The organism is Nocardia sp. NPDC056100, from assembly GCF_042266325.1.
Lineage (GTDB): Bacteria > Actinomycetota > Actinomycetes > Mycobacteriales > Mycobacteriaceae > Nocardia.
This window is the reverse complement of record NZ_JBHJVY010000002.1, coordinates 1,438,902-1,459,858: the sequence shown is the minus strand read 5'-3', so window position 1 is coordinate 1,459,858 and position 20,957 is coordinate 1,438,902. Positions and strand designations below refer to the sequence as shown.

Sequence of the window (20,957 nt, the reverse complement as noted above, 5' to 3'; positions counted from 1 at the left end):
CGACATGACGCTAGGCGGTTGGGCATGGCTGGTACGCGATCGGGTGAGCGGCTGGGCCGGGTGATCCCGTTTCCGGGAACGGCACAGGCTGCTGAGCGGTCGATGTCGACGAACCGTCTGGTTCGCGAGGCGAAACTGGCCAAACTCCCGATCGCCTATGTGGGGCGGCGCATGGCCGGGCGCGGACGGCGGATGCTGGGCGGCTCGGTCGGTGATATCGAGCGGGATATCCAATTGCGCACCGCCGAGCACATTTTCGAGGTTCTCGGGGAACTGAAGGGCTGTGCGGCCAAGGTCGGTCAGATGGCGGCGGTCTACCGTTCGATCCTGCCGTTCGATGCGGCGGGGCCCGAATGGGCGAATCTGGCCGAGGCCGTGGGGGAGGCGATGGGGCGCCTGCAGGATTCGGTGCCGCCCATGATGCCCGCGCTGGTCCACCAGGTGATGACCGCGAACTTCGGGCCCGAGTGGCGCGCACGATTCCGGACGTTCGACGACCGCCCGGCCGCGGCGGCCTCGCTCGGGCAGGTACACCGCGCGGTCTGGCACGACGGCCGCGAGGTGGCCGCGAAGGTCATGTACCCGGGCGCGCGGGAAGCGGTCGAATCCGATCTCAACATGCTGCGCAGTGTGTCGGGCATTATCGGCGCGGTCATGCCCGGTGCGGATGTGCGAGCCATCGTGAACACCGTGTGCGCCATCGTGGGCGATGAGCTGGATTATCGGCGCGAAGCCGCCCATCAGCAGGTCTTCGCGGACTGCTACGCGGGGAATGCGAAGTTCTCGGTGCCGAACGTTGTCGAATGCGCCGATGAGGTGCTGATCAGCGATTGGATCGACGGGGTTCCGCTCGGCGACCTGGTCGACTCCGGATCTCCGGACGACCGCAGTCGCGCCGGTCTCGCGATTATCGAATTCGTCGAATCCGGCAAGGAACGCTGCGGCCTCCTCTACAGCGATATCCACCCCGGCAACTTCCTGCTGCTACCGGACGGTCGAATGGGCGTCGTCGATTTCGGCGCGTGCGCCGATATGCCGCCGAACTTCCGCCGCATCGTCTTCGAGATCGGTGACGCCCTCTACAACGGCACCCACGAGGACCTCGAAAACGCCTTGCGCACACACGGTTTCGTGCGTCCCGGCCAGGAGTTCGATGTCCGGGAATTCGCCGATATCGTCGCCCCTTTCCTGGACGTGCTGTTGCGGAACGACTTCGACCTCTCACCGGAGTGGATGCGCGAACAGGTCGCCGAGATCGCGAAAGTCCGTCTCTCCAACGTCTTTCGGCAGATGACCTTGCCGCCCGAGTTCACCGTGGTGGCCCGCGCCGCCGCGACCTGTATGGGCGTGCTGTGTCAATTGCGCACCGAGGGGCCGATCCGCGAGGAATTCCTGACCTGGTGGCCCGAGCTCGCCGAGGTGATCCGCCGATACGAGGCGCGCAACGCCGATCTCAGGCAGATTCGGCCGATGCGTGCAGGTGGTGCCCGGCCGGGGCGGTGAGCCCGGCGAACTTCTCGATGACCCGCTGGTGATAGAGCGCGAGCATATCGCCCAACAGGGCGTATTCGGCCTCGTGCGGAGGTTCGGAGCGGTTGAGCGCATTCACCAGCGCCCGCCAGATCAGCACGTGCGCGGAAGGATCGGCCGTGTAGTACGCCTCCACCGCCTCGGGTACATCGAGAATCACCCCGGCCAGCGAATTGAGCAGCGCGACCGAGGCCGATTGGCCGATCGCGAGCGCTATCTCGCGCAATAGATCGAACTCCCGCACCAGGAATTCGGTGAGATCGGTATCGGGTTGCCGCGCAGCGGCTTCCATCGCGTCCACGATCGCGACGAGATGCGCGGGCCCCGGCCGCGGCGACAGCAGAAAGTAACTGCCGAGCAGATCGATGACCAGGTCCCGGCCGATGTTCACGATATCGGCGAAGATGGCGACGGCCTGCGGGGGATCGCTCATCGACAGGCGAAACACCGTGCCGTACACATCGAATCCGCCGCGCCGCCGCACATCCTGCACGACGAATCCGCGCCCGCGCTCGGCGATGACGAAGCGGGACGCCTCGAGGCGGCTCAGCGCCACCTGGGCGGTGGATTTGCTGATTCCGAATTCATCGGCGAGTTTGCGCACGGACGGCATCAGCGTGCCCGGTCGGTAGTGTCCCGTCACGACGCGGGTGCCCAATTCGTCGGTCACCTCGGACGCTCCGGTTTGGCTACCCACCCGATGTCCCCTCTTGGCAATGCTGTCCGCAACTGTCTAGGACAGCGTACTGTACCGATTGTGCAGCGTGGCGTGATGAGAGCTCGATCGTGAATTCGCACAACGAGACTCGATGGTCGCGCAAACTCGGCTTACCGCGCACGGGACTGCCCGGCGCGCGCAATCTGCAACTGGTCGCACTGCCCGCCGCGTACGCCGGACGCCACACGGTGGGGATGGGCATGCGCCTGCTCGGCACCCCCGGGGACACGGTGCGAGACGAAATCCGGGAGCGCACCGCCCAGCACGTATTCGAGGTACTGGGCAGCCTGCGCGGTTGCGCTGCCAAACTCGGGCAGATCCTGGCGTTGTATCCCGGTGGCGTCCCCGAGGATGTCGCAGGTCCCTATCGTGAGGCGCTGGCACGCCTGCAATATGCCGCGCCGCCAATGCTTCCCGCCGCGGTGCACGGCGCGCTGACCGAGTACCTGGGCCCGGACTGGCGCTCGGACTTCCTGGAATTCGACGACCGGCACTCGACGGCCGCCTCGATAGGGCAGGTGCACCGGGCGATCTGGCGCGATGGCACACCGGTGGCGGTGAAGATCCGATATCCCGGCGTGACCGAATCCATCGAATCCGATATGCGCCAACTGCGGCGGGTGGCCTACCTCGTCTCGGTGCTGTTGCCAGGCATGGATATCGAAGCCCTGGCCGATGAGGTGTGCGCGGGTATCCGGCGCGAGCTCGACTACCGCGGTGAAGCGAACAATCAGCGGGCGTTCGCCGAAAAGTACCGGGACGACCCGGAATTCGTGGTGCCGCGGGTCATCGATCAGCGCGGCGGTGTGCTCATCACCGAATGGATCGAGAGCGATCCACTCACCACGCTACTCGGGCGCGGTGAGCGAGCGGAGTCGCGAGATCGACTGGGCGCATTGATCATTCGCTTCTGCCTGCGGAGCGTTCCACGCGTCGGCCTGATCTACTGCGACCCCCACCCCGGTAATTTCCTGGTACTGCCGGACGGACGCCTGGGCGTGGTCGACTTCGGTGCGTGCCCGCGTCCGCCCGCCGGGATCGAGGTCCTGGTCGCGGCCATGCTCGAAGCCGGGCTCAACGGAGATCCCGACGGACTCTCGGCGATGCTGCGCAAATACGAATTCCTGCGCGACGAAAAGGAATTCGACGCCGCCGAATTCCTCCGGATACTGGAACCCTTCCGCCGCGTCGCCGTGGACCCCACGACGACCTTCACCTCGACCTGGCTGCGCGCCAGGATGGCCGAGGGTCTGAACCTGCGTTTGAGCAATGTGCACAGGCGGCTGGCCATGCCGCCGGAGCTGTCGTCGTACTGCCGGATGCTGTTGACCTTGGTCGCGGTGCTGGCACAGTTGGAAGCGACCGTCGCGGTCGGCGAGATCGTTGCCGACCACCTTCCGGAGTTCGCCGCGATCCGCGCCCGGGCCGAGCACCCGGACAGCTGACACGGCTACGCGGAGTCGCCGGTCCCGAGGGATACGCGGACGGCCTCCGATGCGAGGTCGCTCACCGTGCAGCTCAGATAACTCGGCCGCTCGGGATCCAGCACGACCTGCTGCCCCTTGATCGCTCGCGTGGTCGCCGGGGTGAGCACATAGCGCGGCCAGCTGGTGCGCGCCACCGTCACCCGCAGGCGGTGTCCCGCGCGCAGCACGGCCTCGGTGGCATTGATATCGATATCGAGCTCGTGTTCGACCCCGGGCACGACCGGCAGCAGCGCCTCGGCCGTCAGCGGGTGCACCGCGACCAGCAGCTCGCCGTCGACACGGGTCGAGGCGAGTTCATCGACGGCTCGGCGTGAGGATTTCAACGCACCGCGGGTCAGCACGGTCGAGGTGCCGTCAGGAGCGACATCGCACACGGTGACGGCCCAGAACGCCTCGGTGCCGGTGGCCAGCACGGTCAGGTGCAGGTTCGCCGGGCCGTGCAGCAGGGTGTCCGCCTCGAACGGCGCGCTGGTGAACGCCAGGGCCGAGGATTCGGCGGTTCGGTTGTCGTGCACCCATTTTCGCCCCAGTAGTGCGGGCAGACCCGCACCCACCCAGGTGGTGTTGTGCGAGATCGGACCGGTGCGGGTGCGCGGCAGGGTCAGCCGGGATTGGTCCCCGGGTTCGGAGGTGAGACTGCCGTCGACACCCGCGTGCGCGGCGGTGTGGCTCGGTGCGGCGGACAGATACCAACGGCACACGGACGCAGCGGGATCGGCGAATTCGTCGCGGGTGACCCACTCGCCGCCGAGTCGGCGCAGCGTGACCGGGCCGTACCGATCGATGCCGTTGTCGATCCCTTTGGTCCAGCGGTCGAACCACGCGCACTGCAATTCATCCAGGCGCTGCGGATGCCCCGGCGTACCGAATCCGGTACCGGGCGTCGCGTGGTAGGCATCGTCCATCACCAGCTGCTTGGCGCCGGGTTCGAGCCGAAGCTGTTGATAGATCAGCGGATTCGATCGGTCGAACAGATCATGCCAGCCACCGTGCACCCAGGTCGGCACATCGATTCCGGTGATATCGGGGCGGCGGTCCAGCTCGGCCTGTTTGTAGAAGTTCTCCGGATGTCCGGCCCACAGTCCCGCACCAGCGATAGCGCCGATCTTGGTGGCGGGGCTGGCCGCGCGATCACGCAGATAGCGCAGCAGCACACCGGATTTCATCAGACCGGGCACCGTCGGAGCCCATTTGGCGGCATTGACCACGCCCAGCCAGCCCATGATGAAAATGCTGTGCGCACCGCCGGTGTACATCAGATCCCTGGCGAAATCCGCGGACCCCTCGACCGCGAATACCGCTTTCAGGCCCGGTGGCCGTCGCCCCGCGGCGAGTAGGGCGGCCATCGCGGAGTAGGAGATGCCCGACAGACCCAAAGTGCCATCGCACCAGGGCTGTTCGCGCACCCAGGCCAGGACCTCCTGGAAATCCTGCTGCTCGCGCTCGTCCTGCATCCCCATCACGCCGGTGGAACTGCCGGTACCTCGCACATCCACGTGCACGTACACATATCCCCGCGAGATCAGCGTGCGGCTGGGCCGGATGACGTCCACGGCACCACCGCCCAAGGCGCGCACTACTTCCCGGGCTCCGGCGCGGCCTCCGGGCGTCGGCCGCAATCGGCGGTTGAGTCGGGTGCCCAGCGCGTGTCCCAGACCCAGCAGCGGTGCGGCACGATCGATCGCGGTCTTGTTGTACGGCGTGAAGGTCACCACCGCGGGCAGTGGGTCCCGCACGACGTCCCCGCCCCGCCGAGCGGGGCGGAAGATGTCGGCGGAAAGTGTTGCCCCATCGGATATTCTGATCCCGGCTCCGCGCTGGACTCGAACGGCGGGGTACTGCGCCGGACCGATCTCGAAGCGGGCGTCATGACCCGTCCGCGAATGCCGTTCCGGGCGCGACGCATAGCTTCGTTGCTCAGTCACACTCTCGACAGTACGGTCGCGCCGCGATGCGGTCAATGATTGTCTGGGACAGTTATCGGGCGTGTGGCAACCTCTATGCGTTGCGGACCGATTCGGGCAACTGCTCCCAGCGCTCGGTAATCGAGGCCCGAATGGAGTCCGCCAGGCGCGCCGCCCCGTGCCCGACCACCGGTGCCAGGGTGGGTGCGATCCGGCCCAGCCACCACAGCACCCGCCCGTAGCCGGGCTGAATGACGATGGCGCGATTGCGCTGTACCGCGCGCAGCACCTTGCGGCCGTGCACCACGGGATCCTGGAGGATGAAGTCGGGCAGGTAGTGCCCGAGATAGCCGAATCGGCGGTAAAGCGCAGCGAGATAACCGAATTCGGGCGCATTGCCGTCGAGTCCCGCATTGGCACCCGCCACGATATCGGTGTGCACCGCGATCGGGCATACGGCGGTGACGTGAATGCCGTGCGCGGACGCCTCCCCGCGCAGCGAGAGCGTCATGCCGACCACCGCGAACTTCGCCGTGTTGTACGGGCCCAGATAGGAGAACGGCGTGAACCCGGCCATGGAGGCGGTATTGACGATGCCACCGAACCCCTGGTCCACCATGATCTTGTACGCGGCGTCCACCCCGTACGCGACGCCGGCGATCATGACGTCGATTGCCTTGCGCCAGTGCGCGACCGTGAGCTCCTCCACCGGCCCGCCGATGAACAACCCGGCATTGTTGAACATCAGATCCAGGCGGCCGAACCGGTCCTTGACCCCGTGCACGGCCGCGGCCACCGCGTTCGGATCGGTGACGTCCAGCAGCGCCGCCTCGGCTTTGCCCGGGCCGCGAAGGGTCAATCGCTCGGCGACCTGCTTCGCACCGATCTCGTTGATATCGGTGACGAGCACGAAGTAGCCCTGCTCGACAAGCGCAGTGGCATAACCCATTCCGATGCCGGACGCGGCACCGGTCACAATCGCCGTTTTCATTTCGATCCCGCTCCCGCCAGATCGGCCGCGGTGTCCGCAGACGCCGCGAGCACGGTGGATGGCAGCGCGTGGAAGGTGAAGTCCCGCGTGCGCAGGAACCGCGCCGCCCGCCACTGGCTCAGCACCGTGGTGGGCCGAATCGCCAGCTCGTTCTGATAGTTCACGTAGTAGGTATTCGATCCCGCGCACGGCGCGGCCATCCACATCGAACCCTCGGCGCGCTCCACGCACATGCGCGCGAAATCGTCGAACGGCTGCTGTTTGACCTCGACGCGGGTGGCGCCTCGGCGGCGCGCCGCAGCGATCGCGCGACTGGTGAGGATGGCGTTGTTCTCCGCCGTGGTCAGAATCGACGATGGCACAATGGTATTGGGGCCACAGCAGACCAGGAACAGATTGGGCCAGCCGGGCACCGTCACCCCTTCGTACGCGTGGTAGTGGTTCTCGTGCCAGTAGTCCCCGAGTTCGCGGTCGTGCATGCCGTGGATCGGCATACCGGGCGCGAATCCCCGCTCGCAGACGCGGAATCCTGTGGCGCACACCAGCACATCGAGCTCGTGGGCGGTGCCGTCCGCGGTGATGACCGCGCGGTCGGTGATCTCGCACATCTTCTCGGTGATCAGCGCGACCCGGTCCTTCTGCTTGAAGGTCCGGAAGTACTCGTTGGACATCGAGGGGCGTTTGCAGCCCGGCGCGTAGCTGGGAACCAGCTTGTCCGCCAATTCCTTGTCGCGCAGCCATATTCGGGTCGCTCCTTGCGCTGCGCGGGTGACATAGGGGATGGCGGCCGGGGTCGCGCCCAGTGCCCGCACCCCGACGACCAGCGCCGCGTCCAGGGCGGTCGCGATCGTGTAGCGGACGGCCCTGCGCAGCACCGGACCCTTCAGAGCGCGGTCCAGACCCCAGTCGATGCGAATATCGGGCTTGGGGGCCAGCCAGATCGGGGTGCGCTGGAAGACGGTGAGATGGCTTGCGATCTTCGCCATTTCGGGAATGATCTGCAAACCGCTGGCTCCCGTGCCGATCACCCCGATCCGCTTACCCGTGTAGTCGTACTCGTGATCCCACTGCGAAGAGTGCACGACCTTGCCCGCGAACTTCTCTATGCCGGGTATCTCCGGCAGCTTCGCCTGCTCCAGAATCCCCAGTGCGGGAACGAGATACCGGCAGCTGAGCTGCGATCCGTCGGCGAAATCCAGCTGCCACAGATGGGTGCTGTCATCCCACTTCGCGCCGGTGAAGGTGACCCCGAGCCGAATGCGGTCACGCAAGCCGTATTTGTCGACGATGTGTTCGGCGTAGGCCTGCACCTCGTGGCCGGGTGGAAACAGCCGGCTCGACCGGAACGGCTCATAGGAGAAGCTGTAGTAGATGGCGGGAATGTCCACGGCTATGCCCGGATAGGTGTTGGCCCACCAGGTTCCGCCGATACCGTCGTGCTTCTCCAGCAGGACGAAGTCCTCGATGCCCTGCCTGCGCAGTTCGACCCCGGTGGCGATACCGCCGAAGCCCGCTCCGATGACGACTACCTCATGGTCTGGGGTTGACATCGCCACCCCTTTCTTGTTGGTGCCATTGCGTTTTCGGTCCCGAGACCGTTCGCCACGCCTGCTCTGACTGTCTAGGACAGTTGGCCGCACTGTCAAGCATCTGGGGTATTTCGGCAGATAACTTTCCAAAAGTGTCTGAGACAATCTATGCTTCGACTGTCGCGCCGACGCCGATCGGCCGACTGTCTCCAACGAGGAAGGCATCTGATGTTTCGGGGAATTCGAGATCCGCGCCTGGTGTTCATCACCGGTGCGGGCAGTGGAATCGGACGCGCGACCGCGCTGCGCTTCGCCGGTATGGGAGCGGCGGTGATCGCCACCGATATCGACCAGGCCACCGCGGCCGCCACCGCCGAACGGATCGTGAACTCCGGCGGCCGGGCCACCGCGCACCAGCTCGACGTCGCGGACGAAGCGGCCTGGTTCCGGGTGGCCGATATGGTCTTCGAACGGCACGGGGTCCCGGATGTGCTGGTCAACAATGCCGGATACGGCTTGATCGCACCGTTCCTGGAACAGACCCGGTCGATGTGGGATCGGCAGCTCGCGGTCAATCTCGGTGGGGTGGTTCATGGTTGCCGTGCCATCGCGCCCCTGATGGTCGGCGAACGCCGCGGTCATATCGTGAACGTCGCCTCGGTGGCGTCCTGGATGCCCGCGCCGTTCTGGCCGTCCTACGCCACTTCGAAGGTGGCCGTGCGGATGTTCTCCGAGAGTCTGCGCGGTGAGCTCGCGGTGCATCGGGTCGGGGTCAGCTGTGTCTGCCCGGGTGCGGTGGCCACCAATATCGTGGCCAATGCCGAAGTGGTGACCAGCGCGTTCGATGACGACGCCGAACGCCAGGATGCGGCGACCGCCACGATTCAGTCGCTGGTACACAACCTGGGCCCGAGACTGGGCTTCGGGCCGGACGTCATCGCGCGCGGGATCGTGCGGGCCGCGCGCTACAACATCGGCGTGCTGCCGGTGCGGCCCGAGGCGTGGCTGATCGAATCCTGTTACCGGCTCTCGCCCGCATTGACCGGTCGTGTGCTCGCACAGGCGACTCCCGATCGCCTGAACCGGCTGGGCGCGGCCATCGCGCCGTTGCTGTCGCGCGGGCGCCGTACCGATATGGCGAGTTCGCTATGAAATCGACTGTGCGTCAACCGAATCTAGTGTTGATCACCGGCGCGGGCAGCGGTATCGGCCGGGCAACGGCGCGGTTGTTCGCCGAGGGCGGTGCGCATGTACTGGTCACCGATATCGATCCGGACGGTGCGCGGGCGACCGCGGAGCTGATCAGCGCGGCGGGCGGCCGCGCCACCGACTACCGGCTCGATGTCACCTCCGACGCCGAGTGGGTTCGGTTGATCGCCGATGTCCGTGCGGCCCATGGCATTCCGGACGTGCTGGTCAACAATGCGGGCATCGGCCTGGCGGGTGGCTTTCTCGAGCAACCCGAATCGGCGTGGGACAAACAGCTGGCGGTCAATATCGACGGCGTGGTCACCGGGTGTCGCCATATCGCCCCGCTCATGGTGGCCGCGCGGCGCGGACACATCGTCAATATCTCGTCCGGGATGGCTTTCGCGCCTGTACCGCTGACCGCGGGTTACAACACCTCCAAAGCGGCGGTGCTGATGCTCTCCCAATGCCTGCGCGGCGAGCTGGCCCCGCACGGGGTGGGCGTGTCCGCGGTGTGCCCGGGCGTGGCGGCCACGCACCTCATCGACGGTGAGCTGACCACCGATATCGGTGTGGACGCGGACACTTTCGTCAGGATCCAGCGGTTGATCACCGCGTTCGTCATCGAGTACGGTCCGCGACTGGGATTCGGCCCGGAGGTCATCGCCGGCGGCATCGTGCGGGCGGTGCGCCACAATCGGGCGGTGCTTCCCGTACGGCCGGAATCCTGGCTCGCGTACGGGTTTTCGCGGCTCGCGCCCGGCACCGTGCGCTGGATTGCCGGGCAGATACGCCCGGACCGCCTCGTCGCGGCGTCGCGAATCGCCGCGCGTCTCATCCCCGAGCGCACCGCCCACGCGCTGGAACATGCGTTGACGTCCGAACCGCCCACAATCGCTGCCGCGGCAGCCGAATTCGGCCGCGCACTGCGCGCCCGGACCGTATGACGGCGTCAGGAGAACACTCATGTCGATTGCCATATCGCCCGTCTCCAGCGTGACGGTCGAACTCGCCAACGAGGCCGACTGGCGCACCAGGCTGGTCTACAACGCCGGTCGCCGCAGCGCCCATCCACTGCTCGGCGCGCTGGGCAGGCTGGGCATCAATGTCGTTCGCACCAAACAGGTTTTCGCGGTGACCAGCTATACCGATGCGCCCGCCGCCCTGTTGGTGCCGCCGCGCGGCACTCGCCGCCGGTCGGTCGCATTCGAGAAGTTCGGTGCGGAATGGTTGTGGGACAGGAGCATTCCCGACCCTGCCGCGCATCAGCACGGTGCCATCCTGTATTTCCACGGCGGTGGATTCATCGTGTGCCGGTTGCGCACCCATCGGCGGCTGGTGGCCCGGATCGCCAAGGCGAGCGCACTGCCCGCATTGAGCGTGGATTTCCGGCAGCTGCCGAAGGCGAGCTACACCGACATCATCGATGATGCGGTGGAGTCGTACCGGTATCTGCTCGGGCTGGGATTCCCGGCGGAAAAGATCATCCTGGCGGGCGATTCCGCCGGTGGGGGAGTGGCATTCCGGCTCGCCATCGCCACCCGGGAACGCGGACTGCCGGCACCGGGAGCCATACCCGGGATCGCCCCGTGGGCGGACCTGGATTGGACCTATCGCAACGCCCACCCCAATGGCCCGTTCGATCCGCTCATCCCGCCGATCGGATATGAAGCGGTCGCGCGAATGGGCTTCGCACACAACGGAATCGTGGACCCGACGCTCTCGGCGGTGAACCACGATTTCACCGGCATGCCACCGGCGCTGATCCAGACCGGCTCCAGGGAATGCGTACTGGCCGACGCCGAGCAGCTGGCGCGACGCTACGCCGACGCCAATATCCCACTGACCCTGCACCTTTGGGACCGGGCCATCCACATTCACCAGGCAGGCGCCGACCTGCTGCCCGACGCCCGCCGCGCCATCGCCGATATCGCGGCATTCAATCGCCGCGTCATCGACGCTCGATGAGGAGAGATCACATGGCCAAACCGCAGTTCCGGCACAGCATCACCGCATGGATGGGCCGCAGACCCTTCCCCGTTCCCCAGGTGTGGCGGGTCGTCGACGGTCTGCACCACACCGCCGATGGGGCGCTGACGATGGTCGAGAAGTTGCACTTCGGCGTACGCGACCGCGTCGTCCTGACCACCGCATCGGGTCTCGGTGTTCCCGAATCGAGCATCACGGCCTTCCGTGATCGGCACACCCGGATATTCGGCGCGCTGTATCGCGGCCTGCGCGCTGCGCACTGGTACGTCTGATCCGCTGTTCTCCGGCGAAGCGGACCTGGCGGGAATTGTCGGCGTGCTGTCCGCTGCGGTCGTGGAACCGGCCACCGCCGTCCCGCAGACTTCACTGCGAGGCGCGGCGGTGCCGCGAGACCTTTGTTCACTGGAGAGCGGAGAACTCGGATGGCACGCACCTGCGCAACTCGATCGATCACTGCGCGATTGCGTTGTGGTGTCAGTGTTTTCGGGGTCGGAATACTGGCGGCGGCGTTGCCGTTTTCGATTCCGGCCGCCGAAGCCACAGCAGAGACGCCCGGATGCGCTATCGCCTCCACCACCACGCTGATGTCGTGGTCGGCTCCGGGGCGGGACTGGGTGGAGAACATCGGTTATGACCGACAGGGAAACCTTTGGGTCACACACCTTTTCACCGGCAATGTCGAGCGCTACTCCTCTTCGGGCGAATTGACCGCCATCGTGTGGATTCCGTTCCCCGCCGGAATCCGCCAGGGGCCGGACGGGCTGCTGTACATCAACTACGGTGACGCCCCCACCAGCCCGATTCCGGGGTGGGGGTTCAGCGGCGTCGCCCGCGTGGACCCCGCCGCCGAATCGCCCTCCCCGGAGCTGTTCGTGGTCGGCGCGAGCATGTCCAACGGCTCCGCATTCGACAGCGCGGGCAACCTGTACATCACCGACACCCTCGCCGGCATCACCCGCATCCGGCCCGACGGCGTCATCGACCGCGCCTGGTCGGATCGGGCTCGCCTTTTCGGAGCGAACGGCCTGTCCATCATCGGCGACACCCTATACGTCAGCGCCACAATGAGTTTGGGTGGACAGCTCTGGCGGATGAGCGTCGCCGACCCTGGCCTGCGGAGCATCGTCACCCAGCTGAATCCCGACCAGATGCCCGCCCTGCCGGACGGTCTCGAAGCTGCCCCGGATGGAATGCTTTATGCCGCAACAGCACTCGGCCGCCTCGTGCAGGTGAATCCGACGACCGGCGCTACCTGCGACGCATACCACGGCGAGCCGCTGACCTCGGTGGCGGTCGGCCCGGACGGCAGGCTGGTTCTGGGCACCGAAATGGGCAACGTACTGCGCCTTAATCCAGAGCTATAGGCCCTTGATGATGCGCCGGGGGCTCGGCCGGAAATTCTCCTCATCGAACAGAACCCATTCGGTCACCGCGATCTCGTACAACCGGGACGCGGCGTTCGGCATCGCCTGAAGAACCCCCGTCGCGTTCGGCCATCGTGCGGCGAAATCCTTTGCCAGAGCTTCTATTCCGACGCCGGGGAGTTCGCGAGATACTCCGGTGAAGGACACTCCCCGCGCGACCTGGCCGAGCTCGACGATCGGGATATCGATGATCGCACCGGCGACCGCGGGATTGCGGCTGATGTTCCGGGAGTGCTCTCGGTCCGTGCGTGAGATGAAATGCAATGTGTCGGGGCCGAATCGGGGCAAATACCAGACACTGCACACCCGCGGTGATCCGTCCTCGGCAATCGTCGACAACTGCATCAACTTGCCGCCGGAGACGTAATCCTCCAAGAGCCCGCGTTCATCCATGGCTTTCCCTTCGCGACGACCGAGTGACACCGATGAGTTCAGTGCTGGGTCAGCGGACTGAGGTTCTCGTAATACGCTGCCATACCGGGAAAATAGTCGGCGAAGTCGGGCGGGGGTGTCCCCAGTCGCGCCGCGCCGAGCATGTCGAGGTAGTACTCCCAGCCGGGGCCGACGTGGCTGACCTGGGCGATTTCGGCCTCGGTGAGTAGATGGTGGACGAAGCGCAATTCGGTGCCGCCGTCGATCTCGGTGAGTTCGAGTTCCAGTCGCCATGCGCCCGAATCGTCAACAGCGGAAATGCCGAGTAGGCGGGGCGGGTCGCAGGTGTCGATGGTCATGTCCATCCACGGTTGCTCGTCCTCGAAAGCCATCTGTACCTTGATGATTCGGCCGGGACCGGGTTCGCCGGTCCACGGGCCGAACCACCGGGCGGTGCGGTCGGATTCGGTCACGCTGGCCCACACGTCATCGGCGGGTGCGCGGTAAGTGCGGGTCAGGACCAGGTCGCGGCCCTGCTCGGCGGCCAAAAGGCGGCCGGTGGGTGTCGGGGTCATGCGGTGTCCTCTCGATGTGTGTCGTCGGCGGTGGCGCGACGCTCACGGCGGGTGCGATACACCTCGGTTTCCAGTGCGTCGAGCCGCTGGGCCCACACGGGCTGAGTCTCGAAACTCGTTATCCAGTCGGAGATTTGCGCGAGCGGTTCGGTGTCGAGCAGGTAGTAGCGCTGTCTGCCGACCAACTCGTCATGGACCAGGCCGCTCTCCCGCAGCACCCGCAAATGTCGGCTCACGGCGGGACGGCTGATATCGAACTGTTCCGCGATAGCACCGGCGGTCAACCGGCGATCCCGCAACAGCTCCAGGATTCGCCGCCGTACCGGATCCGCGATCGCGGCTGCCACCTCGTCCACGACCAAAGCGTAACTGATCAGTTACGCTTTGTCGAGATCAACCCTCAGTGCCTCCACACACCATGCGGCGCTTACTCGGATCATTCAGCGGTTGTGGGGATGTCGGTCATGCGGGCGTCGTAGCCGGTCTCCGGGTTGACGACTCGGCCTGCGGCCCACCAGTTCTCGCGCGCTGTTTCGACGACCATGATCGCGATGTCCTCTTCCGGGACGTCGGCGAGTTCCCGCAGGTTTGTGGCGATCTCGCGGAAGAGTTCGTTCTTCTGCTCCGCGGTGCGGTGGTTGAAGGCCAGGTGGATGAACATCGTTCGGTCGGTGCGCGGTAGTCCGAATACGACTCTCTGCATATGGAAGTTGTCGGGGGTGACTTCCACGAAGACGTGGAATTGATCGTCCTCGGGGATTTTCAGGACGTCGACCATGGCCTTGTGGAGGGCGGTGGAGACGTTGCGGCGATATTCGGGCGAGGTTCCCTGGCGGAGATAAATGGTGATCAGCGGCATGAGTCTCACGCTAGGCAGCACCCCTGCATTCGGAAAGCGAATGGTTGGCATACTGGATATGCTGATTGCTCATGGACGTCACGATGGTCGGGCTGCGGGTACTGCGCGAGGTCGCCGAGCGCGGCACGTTCACGGCCGCGGCGCAGGCGCTCGGATATACGCAATCGGCTGTCTCGCGGCAGGTGGCGGCACTCGAACAGGCCACCGGGGTGCGACTGTTCGATCGCTATCCCGGCGGTGTGCGTTTGACCTCCGCGGGTCTGGCTTTGCTACGCCACGCGGTGACCGCGCTGGACGCGCTGGATGCGGCCGACCGCGAGCTGCACGGTACCGACGTCGACACCGGTTCGGTGCGGCTCGGCTACATCCCGGCCGCCGGAGCGGTGCTGGTGGCTCACGCCCTCGCGGTGCTGCGCGGGCAGCGGCCCGGCGTCAAGGTCGCCACGCGGGAGGGCACCACCCCATCGCTGGTGCGGGCACTGCGCGCCGGTCGCCTCGACCTCGCCGTCCTGTCTTCGCGTCCACCGCATCGGTCACCCGACACCGACAAACCGGCCCTGCATGTCGAGCCGTTGCTGGAAGATGCTCTGGCCGTTGCGGTTTCGTCGACCGGTCGGTTCGCCGATCGCACCGGCCTCACCACCGAAGATCTCCTCGACGAAACGTGGATCGCCACTCCTACCGCCGCCGACGAACCGCTACTCGGCGTCTGGCCGGGTCTGCCCGGACGGCCGCGCATTCATCACACCGCCCGCGACTGGCTCACCAAATTGCACCTCGTCGCCGCCGGAGCCGGAATCACCACCGTGCCAACGACACTGGCGTCCGCAATCCCGCCCGGCATTCGCCTGCTCGGCATCGACGACCTTCCCGAGGAACGCCGGCGCATCAGCGTGGTCCGCCTTCCGGGCCCCATCACGGAGCCGGTCAGAACACTCGTCCAAGCCCTGCATCACCACGCCGCCGAGATCGCCGGATAACCTCACTGTCGACGGCGAACTCACACCCGCATCGAGAGGTCGCGCATGACCGAGATCAGCACATCGAAGGAAGCCGCCGGTCAGCCCACCGCACGGGGCGACAGGATCGCCGTCGTCATCGGCAGCACCCGGCCCACGCGGATCTGTCCGGACATCGCGTCCTGGATTCGCGAGGTCGCCCAAGCGGGCAGCCCGCTGACCTACGAACTGCTCGACCTGGCCGAGGTCGGATTGCCATTGCTGGACGAACCCCTCAAAGCGGCGCTGCAGCAGTACCACCACGAGCACACCCGCCGCTGGAGCCGCATCATCGATTCCTACGACGGATTCATTTTCGTTTTCCCGCAATACAACTGGGGCTATCCGGCCGCACTGAAGAACGCCCTCGACTACCTCTACTACGAATGGCGCGACAAACCGGCCACCGTCGCCACCTACGGCACCCGCGGCGGCGGCAAGGCCGCCACCCAACTACTCACCGTCCTGCAGGGCCTGCACATGCGCGCCCTCGACAACCACCTCGAACTCGCCATCGGCGACAACGACGTCGACGACACCTGGCAAATCATCGACGTCGAAGCCACCCTGCACGCGTACCGAGAACAAGTCCGCGCCATCGGTGAACAGTTGATCGAAGCCCTGAAAGACGACCAGCAGTAGAGCGCTAGTCGAGGCTGCTGGGTGCAATGCGCAAGCCCATTGCAGAGGTGTCGGGCTCCTCCCCACGATAGTTACTCTGCGCTCTCAGCGAAAGATGTTGTGGCGCAGCAATTCCGAGGACGTCGCGAAGCGCCGATACCGTCGCCTGGGCGACCTCCCGAATTTGCGCTTCGGTCGCATGCGGATCCATCAGCATCTCCCAGTTGGCGTTGTTGTATCCCCAATAGCTCTTGCTGGGCATGCGCCATCCCAGTCGTGTCAGTTCTGCCATGTGCTGATCCGATAGCGGCTGGCCGTTGTCCAGGATGTCACCGGCGAGGATCTCGCACAGCAATTCATCGTCACCGGCAGTACAGAATTGGGCACCGTTACCTGAGGCGGTGCTCACCACCGTCCATTCGCTCTCGCGCAGCCGGGGGAGGGTCAGCACCAAGCGGTCCGCGAAACTCTCCCAATTCGTCACCGCTGCATCGCCATCGGGCACAAGCTCGCGTGCGGGCCGACCATGGAGCCGAGGGTATTCGATACCGCCCCGATAGACCGTAATTCGGTTCGTCCACTCCGATTCATCGGCAAACCGCATGCGGCCCAAGCAGATCGAACCATCGACATCCGCGGCCGATGAGGCCGCCTTCTCAGCCAGCCAGCAGAACAGCGGCCAGAGCTGTTCGATCTCGGAAGCGTCCGGCTCCTGCCACGCCGTCAACAGCCAGCCCCCGTCCTCGTGTGGGGACAGCGCAACAGCCAGATCGGGGTCGTCGCGGCGAAACCCGGGCCCCTGCTCGAAGAGGTTCACACCATCGGTGACCTGAAGCGGACCGTGGAGTCGGGGCCCCAGACCCAAATGCCAACGCAGCTCATCGATCTCGTTCCGAGTCAACTCGGCGGACAGCCTGATCGAGAGCTGCATGTGGTAGTACGCGTTGGTCACGATGGCTACCGTAATGGCCGGCACCGACGCCCCGCCCTGCTGTGGCGCGCGGTTCGCTCAGGGCATTCTCGACGTGACTGGAATCCGTACACCGCGAGATACGACCTGTACGCACAAAGTCATTGCAGGGCTTGCATCCTGTACCCAGGTACAGGCTTACCGTGGATTCATGACGATGAATGTTGGCCCCGGCGGATGGGTGCCGGAGTCGTGCACTCTTCCGACCGCAGCCCAGCCGATGCGGGTCGCGGAGTTCGATCAGTTCTTCGTCGTTGCGGTGCGGCATATCGAACGGTCCGGCCGCAGCCGCCTGGATCTGCTGATCGACTCCGGCGCTGAACAACTCGGGCGGGATCTGGCGGCTCGGGAAACGAGTTGCTGCTCGTTCTTCACCTTCACTTTCGAGCCGTCGGGCTCCGGGGTGATGATGCACATCGACGTGCCCGTCACGCACGCCGAGGTGCTCGACGCCCTGTACATCCGCGCCGAATCGGCCTCACGGTGAATACCGGATTGCGCACCGGCGAGGTCGCCGCCGCAGCGGGGCTGAACATCCAAACGCTGCGCTACTACGAGCGCCGCGGTTTGCTCGCCGAACCCACCCGGTCGCCAGGGGGTCATCGTCTCTATCCCGAGCAGGCGGTCACCACTCTGCGGCTGATCAAGGCCGCGCAGCGACTCGGATTCACCCTCGACGAAGTTGCCGAGCTGCTGGCAGGCACCCGCGCCAAAGGTCGACCTGCTGCGGGCCTGCACGCCCGCGCGGTCGCCAAGCTGACAGAGGTCGACGCCAAGCTCGCAGAGCTGACCTCGATGCGCGAGACCCTGCGAGCTGCCGTGGCCGCCGGCTGCGAAGATCTGCGTGTGTGCGATGAAAGCCCTTGCTGCCCAATACTTTCTTCTTGACGCACCGGTATCCGGAGGCAGTTCAATGGTTAAATAGCCATGTTTCACAAATGTGGCTGGTTCGCCAGCGCCGTTCAAACACACGATGGGTTGTTCGATGCGACGTCTTCTCGGTTCTGCGCTCTTCGCCGCCGCCATGATCGGGGCGGTGGCTGTGCCTGCTGCGGCTGCTCGAGCGGAAGTATCCCCGGCCTCGGCGACTCCGGTGGCAGGCAGCGGAACCTCTTCCGGGAGCGCGGTTCTCGACGAACTCTTCGGCTGTGTCAGGGACCCGCATTTTCCCAGTCAGGCGCTGTGCATTCCGGGCATGAAGCTCTTTCAGGACCTTGGCTGGAATTTCCCCACATCCTGAACGTTCGTGATTCCTGGCCGGATTGGGTGGGTGGGCCGCTCGAATCTCATTGCGGTGCAGCACATCAGCAATCACTCACACCGGTCGGACCGTGCGACAGGCGGTGTCGGGCCCGCAGTGGCAGGCTGTAGCAATGAGTGAAGCCAGCGCTGTCGGGTCCGAGTCGGAGCGGGCGGGCTTCGCCATCGACCTCGAACTCATTGTCTACCCGCGGGATTCGCTGGGTGTGCACTTTCGTGCCGACGACGATGTCGACAACCTGCTGTGGACCGATATCCGATCTCGAACCTTGCCTTCGGGCGAATTCCCGACCTTCACGGACACGTACCGCCTGGCCGGGCCCGCGGACGTGGTGACGACGAGCACCGAGTTACTGCTTGGAGCGTTGGGTGCCGGCGGTGCGATCACCCTGCTCGTGCAGATTCTGCGCGACTGGGTGGCTCGGTATCAGATCAAGACGCTGAGAGTTCGGCTTGCCGACGGTACCGACATCCAAATTGCCGATGCGTCAATTCAGTCTGTCGAGCGAGTTTTCGCCGCGATCGGAGCTCATCAATCTCAGCAGACGCCGCCCCCGCGGCCCGATGCTGTGGAGAACCCGCAGGTTGGGTGAGTTCCGGGTGACGAATCCGGAATGAAAATCATCCGTGTCGGTTTACGCGGCGGCGTCCTTTTCCGGGAACTATCGAGGTAGGTCAGGACTCAACGGAGAGGGAACGGATATGTCGCTGGACTACACGGACCGAACCGACTTCGAGGACGCCGAGCGCGGGTTCATTGCCGCATTGTCACCGGCCGTCATCACCAAGGCGGACGGAAAAGTCATCTGGGACGGCGACGCGTACAGCTTCCTGGACGGTGAATGCCCGCCGACCGCGAACCCGAGCCTGTGGCGCATCGGCCAGCTGGCCAATAAGCAGGGCCTCTTCGAGGTGACCGACGGCATCTACCAGGTCCGCAACCTGGATCTGTCGAATATGACGATCATCGAGGGTGATACCGGCGTCATCGTCATCGATCCGCTGATCTCGGCCGAGACGGCCGCCGCCGCGCTGGCCTTGTACCGCGAGCATCGCGGTGATCGCCCGGTGACGGGCCTGATCTACACCCACTCCCACGGCGACCATTTCGGTGGTGCGCGCGGGGTCGTCCCGCACGGTCACGCCGAAGTCCCGGTCATCGCGCCGTCGGGTTTCCTCGAGCACGCGGTGAGCGAGAACGTCTACGCCGGAACCGCCATGACCCGCCGCGCCGCATACATGTACGGCGCGAATCTGCCGAAGGGCCCCGACGCCCAGATCGGTTGTGGTTTGGGCATGACCACCTCCACCGGCACCATCACCCTGATCCCGCCGACCGTGGACATCACGCGGACCGGTCAGGAGGAGACCGTCGACGGTGTGCGGATCGTCTTCCAGCTCACCCCGGGCACCGAAGCGCCCTCGGAAATGAACTTCCTGTTCCCGGACAAACGCGCAATGTGTATGGCGGAGAACGTAACTCACAATATGCACAACATTCTGACGCTGCGCGGTGCGCTGGTGCGTGATTCGCGCATCTGGGCGCGCTACCTCGACGAGGCCATCGCCATGTTCGCCGACAAGATCGACGTCTCCTTCGCCTCGCACCACTGGCCGGTGTGGGGTAAGGACCGCTTCGTCGACCTGTTGGCCGGACAGCGTGACATGTACGCGTACCTGCACGATCAGACGCTGCGCATGCTCAACAACGGGCTCACCGGCCCCGAGATCGCCGAGACCTTCGAACTGCCCGAGGCATTGGACAGTAGGTGGGCCAACCGCGGCTACTACGGTTCGATCAGCCATAACGTCAAAGCCATCTATCAGCGCTATATGGGCTGGTTCGACGGCAACCCCGCGCACCTGTGGGAGCATCCGCCGGTCGAGCAGGCCAAACGCTATGTCGTGGACTACGGCGGCGTGGACGCGCTGATCAGCAAGGCGAAGGACTACTTCGAGAAGGGTGACTTGCGTTTCGCCGCAACACTTCTCAACCATGCCATCTTCGCCGAACCCGGCAACAGCTTGGCGAAGGAAACGCTCGCCGCGATCTACGACAAGCTGGGCTACGGTGCGGAGAACGGCCCGTGGCGCAACTTCTACCTCTCCGGCGCGCTGGAACTGCGAAAAGGCGTGGTGCACACCGCGATCGATACCGCCAACCCGGAGATGGCGATGGCATTGACCGTCGAGATGCTCATCGATTCCATGGCCGTGCGAGTGAACGGCCCGAAAGCGGCCAAGACCGGATTCATCATGGACTGGAAGGTCACCGACAACGCCGAAACCGTCCGCCTGACCCTGTCCAATGGCGCGCTGACCCACCGCACCGCGACCAAGGACGCACCCCATCACGGTCCCGCGGACCTCACTCTGACCCTGACCAAAGCGCAGTTGCTGGGCGTGCTGGCGGGCCAGGGCCTCGACGGTGTCGGCGTCGAGGGCGATCCGAAAGTGTTCGCCACTCTCGCGGGGCTGCTCGATACCGCCGATGTGGACTTCGCCATCGTCACCCCGTAGGGAAGTAAGCCCGCCGAGAGCT

At 65.4% G+C, this 20,957-nt stretch carries 22 protein-coding genes; 13 read left to right on the top strand and 9 right to left on the bottom strand.

Features of this window, described 5'->3' with window-relative positions; all coding sequences use genetic code 11:
• Window positions 1-102 precede the first annotated feature (102 nt).
• The gene (locus tag ACFC0O_RS18995; RefSeq protein WP_375959476.1) at window positions 103-1,503 is read left to right on the top strand and encodes an ABC1 kinase family protein; all 1,401 of its coding nucleotides are present in this window, start codon (window positions 103-105) and stop codon (window positions 1,501-1,503) included.
• Here ACFC0O_RS18995 and ACFC0O_RS18990 read toward each other — a convergent pair.
• Window positions 1,454-2,200: a GntR family transcriptional regulator gene (locus tag ACFC0O_RS18990; RefSeq protein ID WP_375959474.1), complete on the bottom strand. Its 747-nt coding sequence runs from the start codon at window positions 2,198-2,200 to the stop codon at window positions 1,454-1,456. The genes ACFC0O_RS18995 and ACFC0O_RS18990 overlap by 50 nt on opposite strands.
• Before the next feature lie 116 nt (window positions 2,201-2,316).
• On the opposite strand from ACFC0O_RS18990, the gene ACFC0O_RS18985 reads away from it, so the two are divergent.
• Window positions 2,317-3,693, top strand: a complete 1,377-nt coding sequence (locus ACFC0O_RS18985; RefSeq protein ID WP_375959472.1) for an ABC1 kinase family protein — start codon at window positions 2,317-2,319, stop codon at window positions 3,691-3,693.
• Between the two features lie 5 nt (window positions 3,694-3,698).
• Here the strand turns inward: ACFC0O_RS18985 and ACFC0O_RS18980 are convergent, their stop codons facing one another.
• The 3 genes from ACFC0O_RS18980 to ACFC0O_RS18970 form a co-directional block, all read right to left on the bottom strand.
• Window positions 3,699-5,660 (bottom strand): CocE/NonD family hydrolase, encoded by a 1,962-nt coding sequence (locus ACFC0O_RS18980; RefSeq protein ID WP_375959470.1) that lies wholly within the window; start codon window positions 5,658-5,660, stop codon window positions 3,699-3,701.
• A 73-nt stretch (window positions 5,661-5,733) separates the two neighbouring features.
• Window positions 5,734-6,630, bottom strand: a complete 897-nt coding sequence (locus tag ACFC0O_RS18975) for an SDR family NAD(P)-dependent oxidoreductase (RefSeq protein WP_375959468.1) — start codon at window positions 6,628-6,630, stop codon at window positions 5,734-5,736.
• Entirely contained in the window at window positions 6,627-8,180 is a 1,554-nt protein-coding gene (locus tag ACFC0O_RS18970; protein WP_375959466.1) for a flavin-containing monooxygenase, read from the bottom strand. Before ACFC0O_RS18970 ends, ACFC0O_RS18975 begins: the two co-directional genes overlap by 4 nt.
• 207 nt (window positions 8,181-8,387) lie before the next feature.
• Between ACFC0O_RS18970 and ACFC0O_RS18965 the strand changes: the two genes are divergently transcribed.
• The 5 genes from ACFC0O_RS18965 (at window position 8,388) to ACFC0O_RS18945 (ending at window position 12,700) form a co-directional block, all read left to right on the top strand.
• Entirely contained in the window at window positions 8,388-9,311 is a 924-nt protein-coding gene (locus ACFC0O_RS18965) for an SDR family NAD(P)-dependent oxidoreductase (protein ID WP_375959464.1), read from the top strand.
• An 8-nt stretch (window positions 9,312-9,319) separates the two neighbouring features.
• Window positions 9,320-10,294 carry an SDR family NAD(P)-dependent oxidoreductase gene (locus ACFC0O_RS18960; RefSeq protein ID WP_375959462.1) on the top strand — a complete coding sequence of 325 codons (975 nt, stop codon included), beginning with the start codon at window positions 9,320-9,322 and terminating at the stop codon, window positions 10,292-10,294.
• 19 nt (window positions 10,295-10,313) lie between these two features.
• Window positions 10,314-11,315 (top strand): alpha/beta hydrolase fold domain-containing protein, encoded by a 1,002-nt coding sequence (locus ACFC0O_RS18955; protein WP_375959460.1) that lies wholly within the window; start codon window positions 10,314-10,316, stop codon window positions 11,313-11,315.
• 11 nt (window positions 11,316-11,326) lie between these two features.
• On the top strand, window positions 11,327-11,608 hold the full coding sequence (locus ACFC0O_RS18950) for a hypothetical protein (RefSeq protein WP_375959458.1): 282 nt from the start codon (window positions 11,327-11,329) through the stop codon (window positions 11,606-11,608).
• Between the two features lie 150 nt (window positions 11,609-11,758).
• Window positions 11,759-12,700: an SMP-30/gluconolactonase/LRE family protein gene (locus tag ACFC0O_RS18945; RefSeq protein ID WP_375959456.1), complete on the top strand. Its 942-nt coding sequence runs from the start codon at window positions 11,759-11,761 to the stop codon at window positions 12,698-12,700.
• On the opposite strand, the gene ACFC0O_RS18940 is transcribed toward ACFC0O_RS18945, so the two are convergent.
• The 4 genes from ACFC0O_RS18940 to ACFC0O_RS18925 all read right to left on the bottom strand — a co-directional run bounded on the left by ACFC0O_RS18940 (window position 12,695) and on the right by ACFC0O_RS18925 (window position 14,566).
• A complete protein-coding gene (locus ACFC0O_RS18940) occupies window positions 12,695-13,153 on the bottom strand; it encodes a pyridoxamine 5'-phosphate oxidase family protein (protein WP_375959454.1) in 459 nt (152 codons plus the stop codon). The genes ACFC0O_RS18945 and ACFC0O_RS18940 overlap by 6 nt on opposite strands.
• Window positions 13,154-13,191: 38 nt before the next feature.
• On the bottom strand, window positions 13,192-13,707 hold the full coding sequence (locus tag ACFC0O_RS18935; protein ID WP_375959452.1) for an SRPBCC family protein: 516 nt from the start codon (window positions 13,705-13,707) through the stop codon (window positions 13,192-13,194).
• On the bottom strand, window positions 13,704-14,063 hold the full coding sequence (locus ACFC0O_RS18930; RefSeq protein ID WP_375959450.1) for a metalloregulator ArsR/SmtB family transcription factor: 360 nt from the start codon (window positions 14,061-14,063) through the stop codon (window positions 13,704-13,706). Before ACFC0O_RS18930 ends, ACFC0O_RS18935 begins: the two co-directional genes overlap by 4 nt.
• Before the next feature lie 80 nt (window positions 14,064-14,143).
• A complete protein-coding gene (locus ACFC0O_RS18925; protein ID WP_375959448.1) occupies window positions 14,144-14,566 on the bottom strand; it encodes a tautomerase family protein in 423 nt (140 codons plus the stop codon).
• Between the two features lie 71 nt (window positions 14,567-14,637).
• Between ACFC0O_RS18925 and ACFC0O_RS18920 the strand changes: the two genes are divergently transcribed.
• Window positions 14,638-15,546 carry a LysR family transcriptional regulator gene (locus ACFC0O_RS18920; protein ID WP_375959446.1) on the top strand — a complete coding sequence of 303 codons (909 nt, stop codon included), beginning with the start codon at window positions 14,638-14,640 and terminating at the stop codon, window positions 15,544-15,546.
• Window positions 15,547-15,591: 45 nt separating this feature from the next.
• A complete protein-coding gene (locus ACFC0O_RS18915) occupies window positions 15,592-16,206 on the top strand; it encodes an NADPH-dependent FMN reductase (RefSeq protein ID WP_375959444.1) in 615 nt (204 codons plus the stop codon).
• 4 nt (window positions 16,207-16,210) lie between these two features.
• Here ACFC0O_RS18915 and ACFC0O_RS18910 read toward each other — a convergent pair whose 3' ends face one another.
• Window positions 16,211-17,137, bottom strand: a complete 927-nt coding sequence (locus ACFC0O_RS18910; protein ID WP_375959442.1) for a hypothetical protein — start codon at window positions 17,135-17,137, stop codon at window positions 16,211-16,213.
• 169 nt (window positions 17,138-17,306) lie between these two features.
• Between ACFC0O_RS18910 and ACFC0O_RS18905 the strand changes: the two genes are divergently transcribed.
• The 4 genes from ACFC0O_RS18905 to ACFC0O_RS18890 all read left to right on the top strand — a co-directional run bounded on the left by ACFC0O_RS18905 (window position 17,307) and on the right by ACFC0O_RS18890 (window position 20,935).
• The gene (locus tag ACFC0O_RS18905) at window positions 17,307-17,642 is read left to right on the top strand and encodes a hypothetical protein (protein ID WP_375959440.1); all 336 of its coding nucleotides are present in this window, start codon (window positions 17,307-17,309) and stop codon (window positions 17,640-17,642) included.
• Entirely contained in the window at window positions 17,639-18,043 is a 405-nt protein-coding gene (locus tag ACFC0O_RS18900; protein ID WP_375959438.1) for a MerR family transcriptional regulator, read from the top strand. The genes ACFC0O_RS18905 and ACFC0O_RS18900 overlap by 4 nt, the downstream gene beginning before the upstream one ends.
• 485 nt (window positions 18,044-18,528) lie before the next feature.
• A complete protein-coding gene (locus ACFC0O_RS18895) occupies window positions 18,529-19,008 on the top strand; it encodes a hypothetical protein (protein WP_375959436.1) in 480 nt (159 codons plus the stop codon).
• A gap of 109 nt (window positions 19,009-19,117) precedes the next feature.
• Window positions 19,118-20,935 carry an alkyl/aryl-sulfatase gene (locus ACFC0O_RS18890; RefSeq protein WP_375959434.1) on the top strand — a complete coding sequence of 606 codons (1,818 nt, stop codon included), beginning with the start codon at window positions 19,118-19,120 and terminating at the stop codon, window positions 20,933-20,935.
• The last annotated feature ends 22 nt before the right edge of the window (window positions 20,936-20,957 follow it).